The organism is Novosphingobium bradum (assembly GCF_042646485.1).
Classification (GTDB): domain Bacteria; phylum Pseudomonadota; class Alphaproteobacteria; order Sphingomonadales; family Sphingomonadaceae; genus Novosphingobium; species Novosphingobium bradum.
The window spans coordinates 124,350-144,116 of sequence record NZ_JBHRTQ010000007.1; the positions used below are offsets into that span (position 1 = coordinate 124,350).

General features: G+C 68.7%; 16 protein-coding genes and 2 tRNA genes. 6 read left to right on the forward strand and 12 right to left on the reverse strand.

Translation table 11 applies throughout. The annotated features are described in order from the left end of the window. The 8 genes from ACFOD9_RS06530 to typA form a co-directional block, all read right to left on the reverse strand. Positions 1-1,619: DNA methyltransferase (locus ACFOD9_RS06530; RefSeq protein WP_379509285.1), on the reverse strand; the 1,619-nt coding region annotated here is incomplete at its 3' end. Positions 1,620-1,837: 218 nt separating this feature from the next. Further along, positions 1,838-1,912: transfer RNA gene (locus tag ACFOD9_RS06535), tRNA-Thr, on the reverse strand. A 24-nt stretch (positions 1,913-1,936) separates the two neighbouring features. Further along, entirely contained in the window at positions 1,937-2,821 is an 885-nt protein-coding gene (locus ACFOD9_RS06540) for a hypothetical protein (protein ID WP_379509286.1), read from the reverse strand. Next, positions 2,818-4,143 carry a replication-associated recombination protein A gene (locus ACFOD9_RS06545; RefSeq protein WP_379509287.1) on the reverse strand — a complete coding sequence of 442 codons (1,326 nt, stop codon included), beginning with the start codon at positions 4,141-4,143 and terminating at the stop codon, positions 2,818-2,820. Before ACFOD9_RS06545 ends, ACFOD9_RS06540 begins: the two co-directional genes overlap by 4 nt. Before the next feature lie 99 nt (positions 4,144-4,242). Beyond that, positions 4,243-5,424: a glycosyltransferase family 4 protein gene (locus ACFOD9_RS06550; RefSeq protein ID WP_379509288.1), complete on the reverse strand. Its 1,182-nt coding sequence runs from the start codon at positions 5,422-5,424 to the stop codon at positions 4,243-4,245. Between the two features lie 72 nt (positions 5,425-5,496). Then, positions 5,497-5,883 carry a hypothetical protein gene (locus tag ACFOD9_RS06555; protein ID WP_379509289.1) on the reverse strand — a complete coding sequence of 129 codons (387 nt, stop codon included), beginning with the start codon at positions 5,881-5,883 and terminating at the stop codon, positions 5,497-5,499. A gap of 225 nt (positions 5,884-6,108) precedes the next feature. Next, positions 6,109-6,555 (reverse strand): hypothetical protein, encoded by a 447-nt coding sequence (locus tag ACFOD9_RS06560; protein ID WP_379509290.1) that lies wholly within the window; start codon positions 6,553-6,555, stop codon positions 6,109-6,111. A 232-nt stretch (positions 6,556-6,787) separates the two neighbouring features. Continuing rightward, a complete protein-coding gene (gene typA / locus ACFOD9_RS06565) occupies positions 6,788-8,638 on the reverse strand; it encodes a translational GTPase TypA (protein ID WP_379509291.1) in 1,851 nt (616 codons plus the stop codon). Between the two features lie 329 nt (positions 8,639-8,967). Here typA and ACFOD9_RS06570 point away from each other — a divergent pair, with 329 nt between their 5' ends. From ACFOD9_RS06570 to ACFOD9_RS06580, 3 genes are all read left to right on the forward strand, one after another. Continuing rightward, positions 8,968-11,622 (forward strand): TonB-dependent receptor, encoded by a 2,655-nt coding sequence (locus tag ACFOD9_RS06570; RefSeq protein ID WP_379509292.1) that lies wholly within the window; start codon positions 8,968-8,970, stop codon positions 11,620-11,622. A gap of 154 nt (positions 11,623-11,776) precedes the next feature. Further along, the gene (locus ACFOD9_RS06575) at positions 11,777-12,226 is read left to right on the forward strand and encodes a DUF805 domain-containing protein (protein WP_379509293.1); all 450 of its coding nucleotides are present in this window, start codon (positions 11,777-11,779) and stop codon (positions 12,224-12,226) included. 25 nt (positions 12,227-12,251) lie between these two features. Further along, on the forward strand, positions 12,252-12,665 hold the full coding sequence (locus ACFOD9_RS06580; RefSeq protein ID WP_379509294.1) for a DUF805 domain-containing protein: 414 nt from the start codon (positions 12,252-12,254) through the stop codon (positions 12,663-12,665). Between the two features lie 45 nt (positions 12,666-12,710). Here ACFOD9_RS06580 and ACFOD9_RS06585 read toward each other — a convergent pair whose 3' ends face one another. Together ACFOD9_RS06585 and ACFOD9_RS06590 are read right to left on the reverse strand one after the other, a co-directional pair. Continuing rightward, entirely contained in the window at positions 12,711-15,254 is a 2,544-nt protein-coding gene (locus tag ACFOD9_RS06585) for an ABC transporter permease (RefSeq protein ID WP_379509295.1), read from the reverse strand. Beyond that, positions 15,241-15,921: an ABC transporter ATP-binding protein gene (locus ACFOD9_RS06590; RefSeq protein ID WP_379509296.1), complete on the reverse strand. Its 681-nt coding sequence runs from the start codon at positions 15,919-15,921 to the stop codon at positions 15,241-15,243. The genes ACFOD9_RS06585 and ACFOD9_RS06590 overlap by 14 nt, the downstream gene beginning before the upstream one ends. A 45-nt stretch (positions 15,922-15,966) precedes the next feature. Between ACFOD9_RS06590 and ACFOD9_RS06595 the strand changes: the two genes are divergently transcribed. After that, on the forward strand, positions 15,967-16,689 hold the full coding sequence (locus ACFOD9_RS06595) for an arylesterase (RefSeq protein WP_379509297.1): 723 nt from the start codon (positions 15,967-15,969) through the stop codon (positions 16,687-16,689). Here ACFOD9_RS06595 and recF read toward each other — a convergent pair. Both recF and ACFOD9_RS06605 read right to left on the reverse strand, forming a co-directional pair. After that, a complete protein-coding gene (recF, locus tag ACFOD9_RS06600) occupies positions 16,665-17,744 on the reverse strand; it encodes a DNA replication/repair protein RecF (RefSeq protein WP_379509298.1) in 1,080 nt (359 codons plus the stop codon). The two genes, ACFOD9_RS06595 and recF, sit on opposite strands and share 25 nt — an antisense overlap. 24 nt (positions 17,745-17,768) lie before the next feature. Further along, positions 17,769-18,587 (reverse strand): queuosine precursor transporter, encoded by an 819-nt coding sequence (locus tag ACFOD9_RS06605; RefSeq protein ID WP_379509299.1) that lies wholly within the window; start codon positions 18,585-18,587, stop codon positions 17,769-17,771. A 62-nt stretch (positions 18,588-18,649) separates the two neighbouring features. Between ACFOD9_RS06605 and ACFOD9_RS06610 the strand changes: the two genes are divergently transcribed. Continuing rightward, positions 18,650-18,726 (forward strand) — tRNA-Arg (locus tag ACFOD9_RS06610). 211 nt (positions 18,727-18,937) lie between these two features. Next, positions 18,938-19,735 (forward strand): CmcJ/NvfI family oxidoreductase, encoded by a 798-nt coding sequence (locus ACFOD9_RS06615; protein WP_379509300.1) that lies wholly within the window; start codon positions 18,938-18,940, stop codon positions 19,733-19,735. Positions 19,736-19,767 lie beyond the last annotated feature (32 nt).

Sequence of the window (19,767 nt, forward strand, 5' to 3'; positions counted from 1 at the left end):
GGGGGGGGGGGGGGGGCGTTCATATAACTTGCCGCCTTGATGAACCAGGCGGCCACATAGTCCAGCGTGCCCCCGCTGCCGCCCAGCCCGGCAATGCGGCGCACCTGGGCGCGCTGGAATTCGCTCTGGAACTTGGCCCCCACGAACGGCGGGTTGCCCATGATGTAGCTGCACTTTTCCGGCGGCAGCAGGCTGGACCAATCGGTTTCCAGCGCATCGCCGTGCAGGATATGCGCGCCCTCCTTCAGGGGGATGCGGGCATAGTTGAGGCGGAAGGCCTCGTTGATTTCGTTGTTGGCGATATGGTCCATCATCCACATCGCCACCTCGGCGATGCGCGCTGGGAATTCCTCGTATTCGATGCCGTAGAATTGATCGACCGTCACGCGGGCAAGCAAGGCCGCGTCAATCTGCTGGTCGCCATACTGGGCGCGCAGGGCTTCCAGTTCCAGCCGCCGGATTTCCCGATAGGCGATGACCAGGAAATTGCCGCAGCCGCAGGCCGGATCGAAAAAGGTCAGCCGGGTCAGCTTGTCCTGAAATTTCGCCAGTTCCTTGTCGCGGCCGGTCTTGCGCGCGATGATCGCGGCCAGTTCGGCCTTCAGGTCGTCCAGGAACAGCGGGCCGATCACCTTCAGGATATTGGCCTCGGTCGTATAGTGCGCGCCCTTCGCCCGGCGTTCCCTGGCATCCATCACCGATTGGAACAGCGAACCGAAGATGGCGGGCGAAACGCCCGACCAATCATGCCGCGCCGCATCCAGCAACAGGTCGCGCCGCGCCTTGTCGAACACCGGGGTCCGCAGGTGCCCGCGAAACAGGGCGCCGTTCACATAGGGAAAGGCGTCCAGTTCGTCCGGCAGCCCCTGTTGCCGCTGGCCTTCCGGCGTATCCAGCACGTCGAACAGTTCTGAAAGGACGCGCCCCACGTCGGCGCCATCGGGGCGGGTGTCGTTCTCCAGCAATTGCAGGAAAATGTCCTTGGGCTGGAAGATGCCGGTATCGTCGGCAAACAGGCAGAACAGCAGGCGCACCAGCAATTGCTCAAGATCGTGGCCGGTATAGCCCGTTTCCTCCAGCGCATCATGCAGGCGGCCCATCAACTCGGCGGCCTTGATCGTAACCCCGGCCTGGGTGCCGAACGTGACCTTGCGGCCGAGCATGAAGTCGAACGCAGTTACGTGCTTGTGCAGGTCTTTCAGGTGAAAGGCGGTTTCCGCCCCGTTGTTGTCCAGATCGACCAGCCGCCAGCGCTGGAAATCGCAGGTCAGGATGAAGCGCGGTTGATCGCGCGGGGTGAGCCAGTTGAAATACTCGCTGGCCTGCATTTGCGCCGCCAGCAGATCCTTTCCGGCGCTTTTCTGTTCGACAATCAGGGTGCCCGGCCAGAACAGGTCGATGAATCCGCGTCGGTTGGCGTCCAGCCCCTGCACCATCTTTTCATAGACCGCGACCTGCCGCCGCTTGATCCCGAAAATCTCGAAAAAGTCGTTATAGAAACTCTGGGTTTCGCCCTTTTCGTAATGGGCATCCTTCCATTCTTCGCTGAATGCCTTGGCCCGTCGTTTGATTTCATCCCAGCCAAGCCGCATCGAATACCCCCGGTGTCTGCCGGCCAAGGCTTAGGGCCAGCCACGCCTGTCGCCAAGGGCAATAGGTTGGGGGTGCTGCCGGAGGATCGCAGGACAGACCGGATCGCCTCATCAAGGGCAGGCGGACAAACTACCCTGCCCCGGCAGCGGCGCCACGATAGCGCCAGCGCCGCCCCGCGCCAATCGTCGCTTCGCCCATCGGACCGGCGCGGGTCGGCAGGCAGGGGCGGGGCTGGAGGGGAAGATGGTGCCGGCTGAGGGATTTGAACCCCCGACCTTCGGTTTACAAAACCGCTGCACTACCACTGTGCTAAGCCGGCATGACCAATGGCGCTGCCTTTGCCCTAGCGCGCGCCGAAGGTCCAGCCCTCGGTATGGGCCACGGCGTCCAGCCCGGGCGGGTGCCACAGCCGGGCATCGTGCGCCGCGCCGCGCAGCCAGGCGGCGGTGAGCAGGGCGTCGCTGGCATGGTCGTCGATCGGCCCGCTGCCGGCGGCCGGCTCGCTCCCCAGCGCGGCCAGTGCTTCGGCCAGTTCGGCGTGGCTGCGGATCTTGGAGCGGCCCGGCGGCCGGCCCGCGGCCATCGCGGCGATGGTGGTATAGATCTCGGTCACCACCGATCCGCGGTCCGGCAGCGGATCGACCGGCCAGACCGGCAGGCGCCCGGCCAGGCGGTGAAGCAGGCGCATCCCCGTCAGGCTCGACTTGCCGACCTGCGCCGCGCCCACCAGGTTGAAGTTGGAGCAGGGCCGGCAGCCCATGGCCTCCTGCGCGCATTCGGTCTGCCGCAGGCGCCCCCGGCCGCCCTTTTGTCCGCCGCCGCCGAACCGCGCCCCCTCGCGCCCGCCATGCCGCCGGAAGTGGAGCGCGGCCTCGGGGTGGTCAACGAAGCTGGCGGCGGCAAGGTGGGGATCATCGGCGCAGATCCGGTCCACCAGCGCCCACAGGCTTCGCGCATCGGGCGGGCTGCGGTCCCAGCCGGGAAAGAAGGCGCCGCAATCGGCAAAGGGCAGGGCCATGCCAAGATCGAGGCCGACCAGCGCATCGCCGGGCAGGTCACGCAGCAGCCAGTCCAGCACCTCGCCGCGCGACCAGCGATGGCCGGGGCGGACCAGCACCGGCGCCCCATTGCCCGCGCCGGCAAGGGCCACGGCAATGCCCCGGTGCCGTTCGCCCAGCGCTCCGGACCAGTCGATCGCGACGAAGTGCCCGAAGCGCCCCGGCGTCACGGCTCCTGCCGCTCGCGGCGCTTCTTGTCCCACCAGTCGAGCCGCTTCAGCACCTCGCGCTCGAACCCGCGCTCCACCGGCCGGTAATAGGTCTGCGGCGCCATGCCTTCCGGCCAGTAGTCGGCCCCGGAGAAGCCATCGTCGGCATCGTGGTCGTAGGCATAGCCCGCGCCATAGCCGATGTCCTTCATCAGCTTGGTGGGGGCATTGAGGATATTGGCGGGCGGCATCAGCGAACCGGTTTCGCGTGCGCTTTTCCAGGCCGCTTTATGGGCCTTGTAGGCCGCGTTCGACTTGGGTGCAGTGGCGCAGTAGAGGCAGGCTTGGACCACGGCGAGCTCGCCTTCCGGGCTGCCGAGGAACTCGTAGGCGTCCCTGGCGGCAAGGCACTGGACCAGCGCCTGGGGATCGGCGAGGCCAATGTCCTCGCTGGCGAAGCGCACCAGCCGGCGCAGCACGTAGAGCGGCTCTTCCCCGGCGGTGAGCATCCGCGCCATGTAGTAGAGCGCGGCCTGCGGATCGGACCCGCGCAGCGCCTTGTGGAGCGCGGAAATCAGGTTGTAATGCCCCTCGCGATCCTTGTCGTAGACCGCGACGCGGCGCTGGATGAACTTGCCCAGCCCCGCCGGATCGAGCGGCTCGGCCAGGTTCACCGACCACAGGGTTTCGGCCTGGTTGAGCAGGAACCGCCCATCGCCATCGGCCGAGGCGACCAGCGCGGCGCGCGCCTCCGGGGTGAGCGGCAGGGGCTTGCCTTCCAGCTCCTCGGCGCGGGCAAGCAGCTTTTCCAGCGCCTCGGCATCCAGCCGGTGGAGGATCAGCACCTGCGCGCGCGAAAGCAGCGCGGCGTTCAGCTCGAAGCTGGGGTTTTCCGTGGTCGCGCCCACCAGGGTGACCGTGCCGGCCTCGACGAAGGGCAGGAAACCGTCCTGCTGGGCGCGGTTGAAGCGGTGGATCTCGTCCACGAACAGCAAGGTGCGCTGACCTGCTTTCGCCGCCACATCGGCCTCGGCGAAGGCCTTCTTGAGATCGGCCACGCCCGAAAACACCGCGCTCACCGCGTGGTAGCGCATCCCCACGGCCTGGGCGAGCAGGCGGGCGATCGAGGTCTTGCCAGTGCCCGGCGGCCCCCACAGCACCATCGACGACAGCCGCCCGGCGGCCACCATCCGCCCGATCGCGCCGTCCGGCCCGGTCAGGTGCTCCTGCCCGATGACCTCGCCCAGATGGCGCGGGCGCAGCCGGTCGGCCAGCGGCGCAGCGGCGCGCACAGGCTGGTCGGGCATCGCCGGGGGCAGGGCGGTGGGGAACAGGTCAGGCATTTGTCGCCTATCTAGGCGAGGCTGCGGGAAATTGCACCCTGTCTGCCGCCGCGCCCAACCGGCAGCGGTCCCGGATCAAGTCCGGGACGACGCCACTGTTCAGCGCTGTGCGTGCTGCCGGATCAGGCGCAGGTAGGTATCGGCGACGACCTGGTTGATCCGGTCCCACGAGAAATCCCGGGCGCGGGCCTCGCCAGCGGCGCCATGGGCCGCGCGCAGGGCCGGATCGGCGATATAGGCTTGCAGCGCATCGGCATATTCGCGGATCGCGCCGGGGCGGATCAGTCGGCCCGAGCGGTTGTCGTAGACCAGGCTCTCGCTCCCGGTGGCGGCGGCCACCACCACCGGCAGGCCGCTGGCCATGGCCTCCAGGGTCACATTGCCGAAGGTTTCGGTGATCGAGGGGAAGAAGAGCACGTCCATGCTCGCGACCGCTCGGGCGAGGTTCTCGCCCGACTGGAAGCCTGCGAAGATCGCGTCCGGCAGGCGGTTCCCGAACCATTCGCGCGCCGGGCCGTCACCCACGATCAGCACCCGGTGGGCGATGTCGCGGCGCTTCAGTTCGTCGATCGCGTCGGAAAAGACGTCGAGCCCCTTTTCCATCACCAGCCGGCTGAAGAAGCCGACCACCACCTCGTCGTCGGCCACGCCGAGTTCGCGGCGCCAGGCCAGGTCGCGCCGGCCAGGGTGGAACAGGTCGCGGTCCACCCCGCGCGACCAGATGTCGATATCGTAGTTCATCCGCTGCTCGCGCAGCACCTGGGCCATCGATTCCGACGGGGCCACCAGCGCGTCGCAGCGGCGGTAGAACCGGCGCAGCAGGGCTTCGACCAGCGGCTCGATGAAGGCCAGGTTGTAGTAGCGCGGGTAGGTCTCGAACCGGGTGTGGACCGAGGCAAGGATCGGCAGGTTCCGCGAGCGCGCCCAGCTTACCGCGCGGTGGGCCGAAGGATCGGGCGAGGAGACGTGGACCACGTTGGGCGCGAAGACGGCCAGATCGCGGCGCACCTTGCGCGAAAGGCCCATCGGCACCCGGTATTCGGCCCGGCCCGGCACGGCCAGCGAGGGCAGGCCGATCAGGTCGCCGGTGGGCGCGAAGGCGGGCTCGTCCACCACCGGCGAATAGACGCGCACCTGGGCGCCTTGGCGCAGCAGATAGCCCACCAGCCGGTTGAGCGCCTGGTTGGCGCCATCGCGCACGTAATTGTAGTTGCCGCTGAACAGGGCAATGCGGAGGGCTGAATAGGGCGCATCATGCGAAACGGAGAGGGCGACCGACATGGGGCCGCCCCCTACACCGCCCAGTCCGGTTTGGCGACCCGGTTTGGTGCCTTGACCGGGCAGGGGAGGCGCTTACCAGCCCCGGCCGTAATAGCCCCGATAGCCCCCGTAGCCGCCATAATATCCGCCGTAATAGCCGCGCGGATAGACCGGGCGGGCATAGGGCCGGTCCCAGCCGCCGTAATGGCGCGGATAGCTCTGATAGATGTAGACCCGGGTGCGCGGACGGTAGTGGCGGCGCTCGTAGTAGTAATCGTCGTCGTCGTAGCGGTCGCGGCTGCCCGAGGCGATCGCCGCGCCCAGCGCCAGACCGATGATGCCGCCGGCCACGGCCGCGCCGGCCTCGTCCCCGCCGTGGTGACGGCGATAGCGCCAGTCGTCGGCCAGGGCCGGGGAGGCTGCGGTCAAGGTGGCCGCGCCCAGCGCGCCGGCAAGAATGGCTTTCCTGAAGATCGTCATGGCTTTCCTCCAGCCTCTCGGAAAACGCCGCTCCTGCCGCGCGGTCAGCCAGATTTGGCCATTGCGGCGCTGAACCGGCGGTTAACCCCGCTGCGGTTTGCGACAGGGCGTGGAGCGCGCGCGGAGGTCGACCGCTCAGGCCAGCAAAAAAGGGCGCCCGGCGGCAGGCCGGGCGCCCTCCCTTCCCGACGCCGCAGGAGGGCGCCGCCGGGTAGGTTCGGTGGATCAGTAACCGTAGCGGGTCGAGCGCTGGCCGTAGTAGCCGTCGCGCCCGTAGTAGCCGCGATCGCCGTAACCGTAGCCGCGCTCGTCGTAGCCCCGGCGGTCATAGTAGCCCTGGCGCTCGTAGTAGCCCTGACGGTCGGCGCGCTCCTCGCAGGGGCGGCCATCGCGGTCGAAGCGGCGGCCCTGGCGATCCCAGTAGTAGCCGTCGCGCCACTGCCAGCCGCGGTCGGCATAGCGGTGGTCATAGTCGTTGTGACGGGTTGCGCTCGAGGCGACGATGGCGCCGATCGCGAGGCCGATGATCCCGCCGGCAATCGCCGCGCCAGCGGTGTCGCCGCCGCCGCTGCGGTGGCCATAGTAGTAGCCCTGGGCCATGGCCGGGCTGGCGGCGGAGAGGGCGGTGGCGGTGAGGGCGGTGGCGAGAGTGGCCTTCCGGAAGATGGTCATGGCAGAACTCCTGGCGGCCCGGGTCGGGGAGGGGCCGAATTGCCCGCCGCCCGATTCGCCGCGTGAGTTCATGTTTAGGGGCATGAAGCTGAACGGGTGTGGAGTGCGCTTGGCAGCTCCCATTCAGGTTATGGTGCCGAAAGGTGAACGTCCGGCCTCGTCCCCGCACGCATTCCTGTGCGGCGCTGCGAAAAAAGGCCCGGAAGCTTTCGCCCCGGGCCCTTCGTGAACCTTACGCCGCTTCCTTCTTGCGGCTGGCCTTCTTGCGCTCGTTCGGGTCGAGGATCGCCTTTCGCAGGCGGATCGTCTTGGGCGTCACCTCGACCATCTCGTCGTCGTCGATATAGGCGATGGCCTGTTCCAGGGTCATCACCCGCGGCGGGGTGAGGCGGATCGCGTCATCCTTGCCGGTCGAGCGGAAGTTGGTGAGCTGCTTGGACTTCATCGGGTTGACTTCGAGATCGTCGGGCTTGGCGTTCTCGCCGATGATCATGCCCTCGTAGATCTTGTCCTGCGGCGAAACGAACAGGATGCCGCGCTCTTCCAGGCTGTTGAGCGCATAGCCCACCGCCTCGCCGGTGCCGTTGGAGATCAGCACGCCGTTCTGGCGCCCTTCGATGGCGCCCTTGTGGGGGCCATACTTCTCGAACAGGCGGTTCATGATGCCGGTGCCGCGCGTGTCCGAAAGGAACTCGCCATGGTAGCCGATCAGGCCGCGCGCCGGGGCGGAGAAGATGATGCGGGTCTTGCCGATGCCCGAGGGGCGCATCTCGGTCAGCTCGGCCTTGCGGCGCTGCATCTTGTCGACCACCGTGCCGGAGAACTCGTCGTCCACGTCGACCACGACCGTTTCATAAGGCTCGGTGCGGGCGCCGCTGTCGTCGGTCTGGAACAGCACGCGCGGGCGGCTGATGCCCAGCTCGAAGCCTTCGCGGCGCATGGTTTCGATCAGCACTCCAAGCTGAAGCTCGCCACGCCCGGCCACCTCGAAGCTGTCCTTGTCGGCGCTTTCGGTCACGCGGATGGCGACGTTGGTTTCCGCTTCGCGCAGCAGGCGATCGCGGATCATGCGGCTGGTCACCTTGTCACCCTCGCGGCCCGCGAAGGGGCTGTCGTTCACGGCAAAACGCATGGCCAGCGTCGGCGGGTCGATCGGCTGCGAGGCGATCGGCTCGACCACCACCGGATCGGCGATGGTGTGGGCAACCGTGGCCTTTTCGAGGCCGGCCAGCGCGATGATGTCGCCGGCGCGGGCTTCTTCCACCGGAACGCGGTCAAGGCCGTTGAAGCTCATCAGCTTGGAGGCGCGGCCAACCTCGATCACTTTGCCGTCGCGGTCGAGCGCGTGGATCGGCTGGTTGACCCGGATCGTGCCCGACTGGACCCGGCCGGTGAGCACGCGGCCCATGAAGTTGTCGCGATCGAGCAGGGTAGCAAGGAAGCTGAACGGCGCGTCGACTTCAAGATCGGGCGCGCGAACGTGGCTGACGATCTTCTCGAACAGCGGGGTGAGGGTGCCTTCGCGGGCGTTCTCGTCGTCGCTGGCATAGCCGTTGCGGCCCGAGGCATAGAGCACCGGGAATTCGAGCTGGTCGTCGTTGGCGTCGAGCGAGACGAACAGGTCGAACACTTCGTCGAGCACTTCCTGGGCGCGACCGTCCGGGCGGTCGATCTTGTTGACCACCACGATCGGCCGCAGGCCCAGCGCCAGCGCCTTGCCGGTGACGAACTTGGTCTGCGGCATCGCGCCTTCCGAGCTGTCGACCAGCAGGATCACGCCGTCGACCATCGAGAGGATGCGCTCCACCTCGCCGCCGAAGTCGGCGTGGCCGGGGGTGTCGACGATGTTGATGCGGGTCGTCTCGCCATTGGCGGGATTCGTCCATTCCACCGAGGTGCACTTGGCGAGAATGGTGATCCCGCGTTCCTTTTCGAGATCGTTCGAATCCATTGCCCGCTCTTCCACGCGCTGGTTGTCGCGGAAGGTGCCGGACTGGCGGAACAGCTGGTCGACCAGCGTGGTCTTGCCATGGTCGACGTGGGCGATGATCGCGATATTACGCAGGGGAAGCGGGGCAGACATTTCGGAGGCGACTTTCGGCTGGCCAGACGGCTGGGGGCGGCTGCGCGTTCGCTGCGGCGCAACAATGGCGCGCCCGTAGCGGAATGGGCGGATTCGGGCAAGCTTCGCGGCACCCATGCCGCAAATCCGATGCAATCCCCTGTTGCCGCGCGGCCACATATGCCTCGCTAGTGGGGAAGTGCTGTGGGAATGGCCGTGATTGCCATTGCTTCGGGCCGGGGCGATTCCTATGGTCTGGGCATATAGGGAGGGGTCGCAGTGGTTATTGGCTGAGGGAAGCTTTCCCAATGGCGCGATGGCCGCACTCCCACGGGAAGGGAGAAAAGATCATGCACCAACTGACCGAGAACTTCGCGGCCGTCAGCCGCACGGCCCTGATCTGCGCGCTGGCCTGTGCCGGCCTCGCCGCCCCGGCCGCCGCCTTCGCCCAGGCCCCGGCGGAGGAAGCCCAGCCCGCCCCGCCGGTCCAGGCCGATGCCGATGCCGCCGGCAACGAGATCGTCGTCACCGCGACCAAGCGCGAACAGACCCTCCAGGACGTGCCGGTCGCCGTCACCGTCACCACCGCCGAAACGATCGAGCGCGCCCAGATCCGCGATATCCGCGACCTGTCCACCGTCGTCCCCTCGCTCCGCGTCAACACGCTGCAAAGCTCGGCCAGCACCAATTTTTACATCCGCGGTTTCGGCAACGGTGCCAACAACGCCGGGATCGAGCCTTCGGTCGGCCTGTTCGTCGATGGGGTCTACCGCTCGCGCTCGGCCGCGATGATCTCCGACCTGCCTGATGTGCAGCGGATCGAGGTGCTGCGGGGGCCGCAGTCCACCCTGTTCGGCAAGAACGCCTCGGCCGGCGTCATCTCGCTGGTCACCAGGGAGCCCAAGTTCAAGCTGGGCGGCAATGTCGAGGCGAGCTACGGCAATTACAATGCGGTGGTGGCCAAGGGCTATGTCACCGGCCCGCTGGCCGAACACGTCGCCGCCAGCCTGGCCGCCGGCTACAACCGCCGCGACGGCTACGTCCGCGACCTTGGCACCAACACCGACAGCAACGAGCGCAACCGCTGGTTCGTGCGCGGGCAACTGCTGATCGAGCCCACCGCCGACCTCAAGCTGCGGCTGATCGCCGACTACAGCAAGATTGACGAGAACTGCTGCGCGGTGATCAACATCCAGCCCGCCGCGCCCACCCAGATCATCACCGCCCCGGTTCTGGCCGGCGGCCTTGGCGGCAAGGTGAACGACTGGCGCACGCCCTTTGCCGATGTCACCTATGCCAATTTCCCGTCCACCAACCGGATCCGGAACTGGGGCTATTCGGGCCAGCTGGATTACAGTGCCGGCCTGCTCAAGCTGACCTCGATCACCGCCTTCCGCCACACCGGGGCGATCACCAACCAGGATTCCGACTTCACCAGCGCCGACCTCCTGGGCCGCAACTACCAGGACGTGCAGATCGATACCTTCACCCAGGAACTGCGCGCCTCGACCAACTGGGACGGGCCGTTCAACGCGCTGCTGGGCGCCTTCTACTACAACGAGAAGGTCAAGCAGCACAACGAGCTGTTCTTCGGCAGCCAGTTCCGCCCCTATGCCAATGCCCTGATCGTGGGCCAGTCGGGCGGAGCCTTCAACCTGACCCAGGTGGAACAGCTGCTCAGCGCGGCGAACGGGAAGAACTACGTCGGCCAGTCGTTCCTGCCGGGCAGCGGGTTCACCGAGAACTATCGCCTCAAGGACGACAACTATTCGCTGTTCGCCCAGTTCGACTTCAAGGCAAGCGACCGGCTGACCCTGACCGGCGGGGTCAACTTCACCCACGACGCCAAGACCTTCTCGACCAACAGCCAGTCGAACGAGGTGTTCTCGGCCATTCCGCTGGCGGCCAGCGTGGCCGGCGTTCGCAACGTGCTGATCGCGCAAGGGATCGCAACCTCCCTGAGCATTCCGGTGAGCGCGGTTCCGGCCGCCGCGATCGCCAACTTCCAGACCACCAACCCGGTGCAATATGCCCAGGCCGCCGGGGCTGCCGCCCAGCTCACGACGCTGGCCCCGCTGCAGTTCATGCCGCCGTTCCTCAACGTGCCGAACGCGGTGGAGCCGGGCAAGGTGAGCGACGGGCACTGGTCGTTCACCGCGCGCGCAGCCTACGATGTCAGCGATGCGATCAATGTCTACGCCAGCTATGCGACCGGCTACAAGGCGGCCTCGGTCAACCTCTCGCGCGACAGCCGGCCGACCGCCGCAGACCTTGTGCGGATCAACGCCGCCGGGCTGGGCCTACCCAACCTGACCACTGGCGGGCGTTATGCCGGGCCCGAGGATTCCGTGGTGTGGGAGGCCGGGCTCAAGGGCAACTGGGGCGTGGCTTCGGCCAACCTGGCGGTCTTCAAGCAGACCATCAAGGGCTTCCAGTCGAACATCTTCACCGGCACCGGGTTCTACCTGATCAACGCCGGCAAGCAGTCGTCGGTGGGCATCGAGTTCGAGGGCATGGTCAAGCCGACCCGCGAGCTGACCCTGAACGTCGCCCTCACCTGGCTCGATCCCAATTACGACGAGTTCAAGGTTTCGGGCGTTGGCGACCTGACCGGCACCAAGCCGGGCGGGGTTTCGCCGTTCACGGTGAGCCTGGGCGGGCAATGGGACCACGAACTGGGCAATGGCGATCACGTGATCGCGCGGGCCGATTGGCACCACGAATCCCCCTTCGCGCTGGTGGAAGGCCTGCCCAACCTGGTCAACATCGTCGGCACGGCGGGGGCCGTGGCGGCGGCGACCAGCCGCAAGCAGGAGATCAGCCTGATCAACGCCTCGCTGACATATGCCATGGCCAGCGGGATCGAGCTGACCGTGTGGGGCCGCAACATCGGCAACAACCGGTCGCTGCTGCAGATCTTCGATTCGCCGGTGCAGCTTGGCTCGATCTCCAGCTATCCGAGCGAACCGCGCACCTGGGGCGGGGCGGTTCGCTACCGCTTCTGAGCGCGCTGCCGGGCACAAACGACGGGGAAGGGGGCCACAGCGCCCCCTTTTTCGTGGACGCCGGGCGCGGCAAGGCGCACCTTGCGCGAGCGAGGTCGCGGTTCAGCCGGTCACCAGCGCAAGGGCGCGGGGCCGGACGGCTACGGGGGTTGTCATGGACTGGATGTTGATGCCGCTGCGGCGCTATGCCGAGTTTTCGGGCCGTTCGCGCCGCAAGGAATACTGGATGTTCGCCCTGCTGATGGCGATCATCTACACGCTGGCCGGCGTGCTGATGATCTCGTCGCTGTGGCCGATGATCGCGGCGGGGCAGGCGCCCACGGCCGAAAGTTTCACCGGGGGCTTCCTGGCCGGGGTGGTCCTGCTGGGCCTGTTCACTCTGGCGATCTTCGTGCCCGCCCTGGCCCTGACCGTGCGCCGCCTGCATGACCGCGACCTGTCCGGCTGGTGGTACCTGGGCGTGGTGATCCTGGCCCAGGTGCCCTATCTGGGGCCGGTGGTGAACCTGGCTTTCCTCGTGCTGATGTGCCTGCCGGGAACGCCCGGTCCCAACCGGTTCAGCCCCGATCCCAAGGGCGCCGAAAGCTACGAGGCCTTTGCCTGAAACCGCGATAGCGGGGAGACGCGCGATGGAATGGATGATCCTGCCCTACCGGCGCTATGCCGAGTTCACCGGCCGTTCGCGGCGCCGGGAATACTGGATGTTCGTGCTGTTCCAGGTGCTGGTTTCGCTGGCGATCGGCCTGGTCTTCGGCCGCCCGACCTACACCACGGGCGGCGGGATGATGGCCGGGGCGATGATGGTCCAGGGCACCGGCGGGCTGATCCAGAACCTGTTCAGCCTTGTCAGCCTGGTGCCCGGCCTCGCCGTGGCGGTGCGGCGGCTCCATGATCAGGACCGCTCGGGCTGGCTGCTCCTGCTGATCCTGATCCCGTTCCTGGGCTGGTTCGCGCTGCTGGTGTTCATGTGCCTCGAAGGCACGCGCGGGGCCAACCGGTTCGGGCCTGATCCGAAGAACCCGACCGACCTTGAGACGTTCTGAACCGGCAAGGGACTGGTTCACGCGGGTGCGTAGGCGAGAAACCCCTTATAGTTCCCGCAGCACCTGCGCCGGCCGCGCCCGCAACACCGGGAGCGTCGCCGCCATGGCAAACCCCAGCACCAGCGCAAGGCCCGCCCCCAGCACCGCCACCACGCGCGGCCAGTCGGGCAGCCAGTCGAAGCCGAACAGCTTGACCACGATTCCCCAGGCCACCGCGCTGCCCAGCGGCAGGGCGATGGCGGCAAGGATCAGGGCAATGAGGCCGTATTCGCCAAGCAGGACCGCCATGACCTGCGCCCGGCTGGCGCCAAGCACGCGCAGGACCGCCGTATCATAGCTGCGCGCGGCGCGGGCGGCGGCAACCGCGCCGATCAGCACGGCGATCCCGGCCAGCACCGCGACCCCGGCGGCGGCCAGGATGGCCAGGCTGATCTGGTCGAGCAGGGCGCGCGCATCGCTGAGCATCGGGCCGGTTTCCACCACCGAGGCGGCGGGGAAGGCGCGCACCAGCGCGCGCAGCAGGCCCGGCGGGCGGTGCTTCAGGCCATCGGCGCCCAGCGGCAGGTCGATCGTCGCGGCAAGGTTGTGGGGGGCATCGGCCAGCATATCGGGGCTGAACACGAGCACATAGTTGAACCCCATCGAATCCCAGTCGATCCGCCGGAACGAGGCCACGGTCGCCTCGCGCTCCACGCCCAGCAGGCTGACGGCGAGACGGTCGCCCAGCTTCAGCCCGATGGCCTCGGCCAGCTTCTCGTCGACCGAGACCAGCGGCGGGCCGGCGTAGCGTCTTGGCCACCACTGGCCGGCGGTGAGCGTGTTTCCTTCCGGAACGGCATCGGCATAGGTGAGGCCGCGTTCGCCGCGCAAGGCCCAGGCCTGGTCGGCCACGGCGGGCAGGTCGGCAACGCGGGTCAGGTGCCCGGGCGGGCCATAGGCCAGGATCGCGCCGCGCAGGTTGGGGACCATCCGCACCGTGGCCCCCGGCGCCGTCGCGGCGACAGCGGCGCGAAAATCGGCGGCGTCTTCGCGCGGCACGTCGAGCACGAAGAAATCGGGCGCCCGCTGGGGCACGCGGGCGGCGATATTGGCGCTCATGCTGGTTTGCACGGCGGCGAGCAGGACGAAGGCGGTAAGGCCGAAGCCGAGCGCGGTGATAAGGGCGGGCACCTGCGAGCCGGGGCGGTGGAGATTGGCCAGCGCCGTGCGCGGCAGGGCGCCGCGCGGGCGCGGCAGGCGCGCGGCAAGGCGGCGCAGGGCCTGGCCCAGCAGGGCCAGCAGGGCCAGCGTCGCCGCCGCGCCGCCCAGAAAGCCGAGGGTGACCGTGGGCTGGGTGGAGGTGGCCAGAGCCAGGGCGGCAATCGCGGCAAGGCCGAGCGCCATCGGCAGCGCGGCCAGGCGCCAGGGCAGGGCCAGCGGGCTGACCCGCGCGCGCATCAGGGCCATGGCCGGGAACTGGCGGGCGCGGGCCAGCGGCGCGGCGGTGAAGACCAGGGCGACCAGCAGGCCGTAGATGGCGGCCACGGCCAGCGCCTTGCCGTCGATCACCAGGCCGGGGCTGACCGGGAGCAGGCTGCTCAGGGCGGCGGACAGCAGCGGGGTGACCAGCACGCCGGCACCCAGCCCGGCGACGATCGCCACGCCTGCGGCAACGGTGATCTGGAGAAGGGTGATGCGCGCGATATCCGCGCTGGTGGCGCCCAGCACCTTCAGCGTGGCAATGGCATTGCGGCGCTGATCGAGCCACGAGGCGACGCCAAGGCCGATCCCGATCCCGGCGATGACCAGCGCGGCAAGGCCCACCAGCACCAGGAATTCGCCCATCCGGCCGATGAACCGCTCGGCCCCCGGCGCGGCATTGTCGCGGGTTCGCAGGGTAAAGCCGGCGGCGGGGAAGCGGCGCTTGAGGCTGTCGGACGCTTCGGCGGGATCGTAGGGCGCGGCAAAGGCGATCCGCGCGCGGGTGCGGAATTGCGAGCCGGTGGCGGTCAGCCCGGCGGCTGCGGGAAATTCGGCGCGCACGATCACCGGCACCCCCCAGGCGAAGCCTTCGCCAAGCCGGTCTGGCTCATCGGCGATGATCCCGCCCACGGTGAGCGGCTTGCCGGCGATGGCAAGGCGCCCGCCGGGGCCAAGGCCCAGCCGTTCGGCGGCGCCTTCGGCCAGCCAGGCCTGGCCGGGCGGCGGGGCGCCGACCCGGCGGCCATCGGCGAGGGTGAGGCGGCCGACCAGCGGCCAGTTGGCGTCAACCGCCTTGAGCTGGACCGGAACCGTGGCCTCGCCCGCCGTGGCCATGGCCTGGAGGCGGGTGCCCAGGCTCACCCGGCCGAGCGCCTGGAGGGCAGTCAGCTCCGGCCCGGCGAGATCGCGTTGCCACACTTCCACGCCAAGATCGCCGCCCAGGATCGTCCGGCCCCGGCTCGCCAGTTCGCGCTCGATCGAGCCGGTAAGGGTGCCGATCGCGGCCAGGGCGGCAACGCCAAGGAACAGGCAGGCGACGAGTAGCCTGAGGCCGCGCAGCCGCCACGACAGGTCGGCCCGGGCCAGGCGCCAGGCAGTGCGCCAGGGCAGGGTCTCAGGTGCGGACATCGCTGGCGATCCGGCCGTCGGCAAGGGTGACGATGCGTTGGCAGCGGCGCGCCAGTTCGGGATCGTGGGTGATGATCACCAGCGTGGCGCCGGTGGCCTCGCGCCGGGCGAACAGCAGGTCGATGATGGCAGCGCCGGTGGCGGCATCGAGATTGCCGGTCGGCTCGTCGGCGAAGATCAGCGGCGGGCGGGGGGCCAGCGCGCGGGCGATCGCCACGCGCTGCTGCTCGCCGCCCGAAAGCTGGGCCGGATAGTGATCGAGCCGGTGGGCAAGGCCGACCGCGGCCAGTTCCTCGGCGGCGCGGGCCAGGGCATCGCGCTCGCCGGCCAGTTCGAGCGGCGTAGCGACGTTTTCGCGCGCGGTCATCGTCGGCAGGAGGTGGAAGGCCTGGAGGACCACGCCGATCCGCCCGCGCCGGGCCTTGGCCAGCGCATCTTCGCCCAGCGCGGAAAAATCGGCGCCAGCCACTTCCAGCGTGCCGCCGCTGGCCCGTTCGAGGCCAGTAAGCAGCGCCATCAGCGAGCTCTTGCCCGAGCCGGAAGGGCCAAGCAGGGCGAGCGTTTCGCCGGGGGCCACGGCAAGGTCGATCCCCTTGAGGATCGCGGTCTGGCCGAGCGTGAGGGTGAGGCCGCGGGCGCGGATGGCGGGGCCGGAGGGGGTTGTCACCGCGCGGGGATGGCATAGCTAGGGGAGCCGCGGCAAGGAGGCAAAATGTACAGGGTTGTAACGGGGATTGTGGCCCTGATGCTGGCGGGTTGCTCGCGCGGTGCGCCGATCCCCGAAGACGGGGCGAGCGCGGCGGCGGTGGTGGCGCCCTCGGAAGCCGCCGCGCCGCGCCCGGTGGGGCCGGAACGGCATATCCTGGCGGTGGGCGACAGCCTGCTGGCGGGCTATGGCCTGGCCAGCACCAACGAGAGCTATCCCGCGCGGCTGGAGGCGGCCCTGCGCGCGCGCGGGATCAATGCGCGGGTGAGCAATGCCGGGGTCTCGGGCGATACCTCCAGCGCCGGGGCCGAGCGCTTCGGCTTTGTGCTCAAAAGCCAGCCGGCCCGGCCCGACCTGGTGATCGTGGAGTTCGGCGGCAACGATCTCCTGCGCGCCGTGCCGCCCGCCCAGACCCGCGCCAACCTTGACCGGATGCTGGGCGAGGCACGCGCCGCCGGCCTGCCGGTCCTCCTGATGGGAATGCTGGCCCCGCCCAACCTCGGGCCGGAGTTCAAGGCGAAGTTCGAGCCGATCTATCCCGAGCTGGCAAAGAAGCACGGGGCGCGGCTGGTGCCCTTCTTCCTCGCGCCGGTTATGGGCAAGCCCGACCTCGCCCAGCCCGACCACCTCCACCCCACCGCGCGCGGCGTGGAGGCGATCGTGGCGGCGACCGTGGAGGATGTCGCGGCGGCGCTGCCGCAGAATCAGAGCCGCGCCACCGCGCCGTGATCGACCCGCCAGGCCGCCGCCTGCCCGAGGATCGCGTGGAACGGGGCGGGTTCGGTGCCGGTCAGCCAGACTTGGGCCGTGCCGGCGGCGAGCCGTTCGAACAGGGCTTCGCGGCGCACCGGATCGAGGTGGGCGGCCACTTCGTCGAGCAGGAGCACGGCGGGGCGCTCGGTGCCCAATAGCTGGGCATGGGCCAGGGTGAGGGCGATCAGCATGGCCTTCTGTTCGCCGGTCGAGCATTCCGCCGCGCGCTGGCCCTTTTCGGCCATGGTGACGGCCAGTTCGTCGCGGTGGGGGCCGGTGAGGGTGCGCTGGGCGGCGCGGTCGCGGCGGCGGCCCTGCGCCAGGGCTTGCGCCAGGGCGGCGGGATCGAGCGGGCCGCCCGCGACATAGGCGATTTCCGGCCGGGCGAAGGGGCCGGGCGGCAGGTCGGCAAGGAGGGCGGACAGGCGCTCGACCAGGCCTGCGCGGGCCTGGGCGACGGCGGCGCCGGTTTGCGCCACCTGGCCCTCGATCGCATCGAGCCAGGCGGGATCGGGTTCGGTGGGTTCGGCCAGCAGGCGGTTGCGTTCGCGCAGGGCCGCTTCGAGCCGGGCGGCATTGCGGGCGTGGCCGGGATCGAGCGCGAGGACCAGGCGATCGAGGAAGCGGCGGCGGGCGCCCGCCCCTTCCATGAACAGGCGGTCCATCGCCGGAGTCAGCCAGCCGATCGAGAGCCATTCGCCCAGCCGTACCGCCGGCAGTTCGGCGCCGCTGGCCTGGACGATCCGGCGGCCCGGGCGCTCGGGCTGGGTGCCGGTGCCAAGCCGTACCGGGCCGGCCGGGGTGGCCAGGTCGGCGCTGGCTGCAAAGCCGCCCGGACCGGGCGCGCCGGCGATATCGGCGAGTTGCGCGCGCCTGAGGCCGCGGCCGGGGGCGAACAGGCTGAGCGCTTCGAGCACGTTGGTCTTGCCCGCGCCGTTTTCGCCCACCAGCAGGTTGAATTTCGCCGTGCCGTCAAGCGCGGTCGCGGCGTGGTTGCGGAAATGCGCGAGGCTGATGCGGTCGAGTGCCACGGGAGGATCGGTGGCCGGCGGGGCTTAGCCGGGCTTGACCTCGACCTTGGCGAATGGCGAGAAATCGGTGTCGGTATCGAACACGTCCACCCCTTCGCGGTGCTTGAGGAAGCCGACCACGGCGTAGGTTACCGGGGTGAGCAGCACTTCCCACAGCACCTTGAGCGCCCAGTTGGTGACCAGCACGGTGAGGACCGAGTGGGTTTCCCAGATGCCGAGGAAGGCGATCGGATAGAAGATCGCGCTGTCCACCGCCTGGCCGAACACGGTGGAGCCGATGGTGCGGGTCCACAGCATCCGCCCGCCGGTGAGGATCTTCATCTTGGCCAGCACGAACGAATTGACGAATTCGCCCGCCCAGAAGGCGATTACCGAGGCGAGGACAATGCGCCAGGTGCTGCCGAACACCGAGACGTAGGTCGACTGGCAGATGGTGCCCGCCGAGGTGGACTTGACCACGCCGGCAAAGGCGGGATCGGCACTGGCCGCGCACTCCCAGCCGGAAAACGGCGGCATGGCGACGACCACCACGCTCATGAAGGCCATGAAGATCAGCGCGACGAACCCGGCCCAGACGCAGCGGCGGGCATTGGCATAGCCATAGACCTCGGTCAGCACGTCGCCCAGCACGTAGGACACCGGGAAGAACAGGATGCCCGCGCCGAACACGTAGCCGTTGACCTCGGCCAGCTTGGCGGCGCCGATCAGGTTGGAGAGCAGCAGGATCGCGACGAAGGCGGCGATCATGTAGTCGAAATAGCGAAAGTGCCGTCGCCCGCCGGCAATGCCGCCGATGCGCTTGAGTTCGTCTTCGTGGTGGTGGGGGTGGGTGGCGGCGTCCATGGGCGCGGACCCTAACCCGGTTTGCACGGCGCGCAAAGCGCGCTTATGAGCGTGCCCGGCGCGCGCCCATAGCTCAGCTGGATAGAGCGCGAGACTTCTAATCTTGAGGCCGCAGGTTCGACTCCTGCTGGGCGCGCCATTCATCACGCAGCATTGGTCCAACGGCTCTCATCGCGGGGCAGGGGAATTCGTTCGGACCGCGCGCGGCCGGTCGAGCGCCTGGCCGGCCGGGACGTTGCGAAAATTCTTTACGACACCTGTTCATAAAGCTATCGAGGCGACAGATGTCGCGATGCGGACGAATCAGCGGGCCGCAAGCTTGGGTTTCCGACAGGACAACGGAGGATGTGATGAGCGTGACGGCGAAGGCCAAGGCTTCGGTCAATTTCATGCCGAGCAAGGCGGATGGCGGCAAGTTTTCCTCGTGGGATTCCAGCCGGATCGAGCAGAAGCTGGTGGCGGTCGAGATCGACGCCCTGAATATGCGCGAACTGGACCGGCTGCCGTCCGTGGACGTCGAGGGCTTCACCCTCGCCAAGCACCCGATCGACGGCGACTGGACCGATCGCGCCTGGCTTGACGAGGTCTATGTTCCGACCTGCCTCGACCTGGTCAAGAAGCTGACCGGCGCGACCACGGTGCTGAACATCTACTATCCGATCATCCGCAGCTCGGGTGGCCCGGAGGCCGACGGCAAGGTGGCCCCGCCCGCGCCGTTCATCCATTATGACCAGACCCGTGAGGCCTATGCCGAGCAGGCGGCCAAGACCGCAGCCGAAGCCGGGCACAAGCTGGGCCGCAAGGCTGCGGTGTTCAACGTGTGGAAGGCGATCTCGCCGGCGCCGCAGCCCGTGCCGCTGGCCCTGTGCGACCAGCGCGACGTGCCCGAGGAGGACTTCGTCCTTGGCGTGACCCTGGAGGGCGGGACCGAGACCCCCTATGTCAGCCTGCTGCCCCCTTCGAAGCCCTATCCGCTCTACTACGTGCCGGATCTCAAGATCGATGAATCGCTGGTGTTCATGACCGCGAACTTCGATCCCGCCAAGCCGCTGGGCGTGGCCCATACCGCCATCGCCAACCCGCGGGGCACCGAGGGCTTGCCGGCCCGCCGCAGCGTGGAACTGCGGATCCTTGCCCTGTTCGACTGACGGCTGGCATCCCGGTGGCTCACGAGCTGCCG

Excerpts from the sequence above, each read along its gene's own strand:
- ACFOD9_RS06605 (WP_379509299.1), bottom strand. The coding sequence starts at position 18,587 with ATGGACGCCGCCACCCACCCCCACCACCACGAAGACGAACTCAAGCGC.
- ACFOD9_RS06555 (WP_379509289.1), bottom strand. The coding sequence starts at position 5,883 with ATGACGATCTTCAGGAAAGCCATTCTTGCCGGCGCGCTGGGCGCGGCC.
- ACFOD9_RS06560 (WP_379509290.1), bottom strand. The coding sequence starts at position 6,555 with ATGACCATCTTCCGGAAGGCCACTCTCGCCACCGCCCTCACCGCCACC.
- ACFOD9_RS06575 (WP_379509293.1), top strand. The coding sequence starts at position 11,777 with ATGGACTGGATGTTGATGCCGCTGCGGCGCTATGCCGAGTTTTCGGGC.
- ACFOD9_RS06545 (WP_379509287.1), bottom strand. The coding sequence starts at position 4,143 with ATGCCTGACCTGTTCCCCACCGCCCTGCCCCCGGCGATGCCCGACCAG.
- ACFOD9_RS06580 (WP_379509294.1), top strand. The coding sequence starts at position 12,252 with ATGGAATGGATGATCCTGCCCTACCGGCGCTATGCCGAGTTCACCGGC.
- ACFOD9_RS06585 (WP_379509295.1), bottom strand. The coding sequence starts at position 15,254 with ATGTCCGCACCTGAGACCCTGCCCTGGCGCACTGCCTGGCGCCTGGCC.
- ACFOD9_RS06615 (WP_379509300.1), top strand. The coding sequence starts at position 18,938 with ATGAGCGTGACGGCGAAGGCCAAGGCTTCGGTCAATTTCATGCCGAGC.
- ACFOD9_RS06570 (WP_379509292.1), top strand. The coding sequence starts at position 8,968 with ATGCACCAACTGACCGAGAACTTCGCGGCCGTCAGCCGCACGGCCCTG.
- ACFOD9_RS06595 (WP_379509297.1), top strand. The coding sequence starts at position 15,967 with ATGTACAGGGTTGTAACGGGGATTGTGGCCCTGATGCTGGCGGGTTGC.
- typA (WP_379509291.1), bottom strand. The coding sequence starts at position 8,638 with ATGTCTGCCCCGCTTCCCCTGCGTAATATCGCGATCATCGCCCACGTC.
- ACFOD9_RS06550 (WP_379509288.1), bottom strand. The coding sequence starts at position 5,424 with ATGTCGGTCGCCCTCTCCGTTTCGCATGATGCGCCCTATTCAGCCCTC.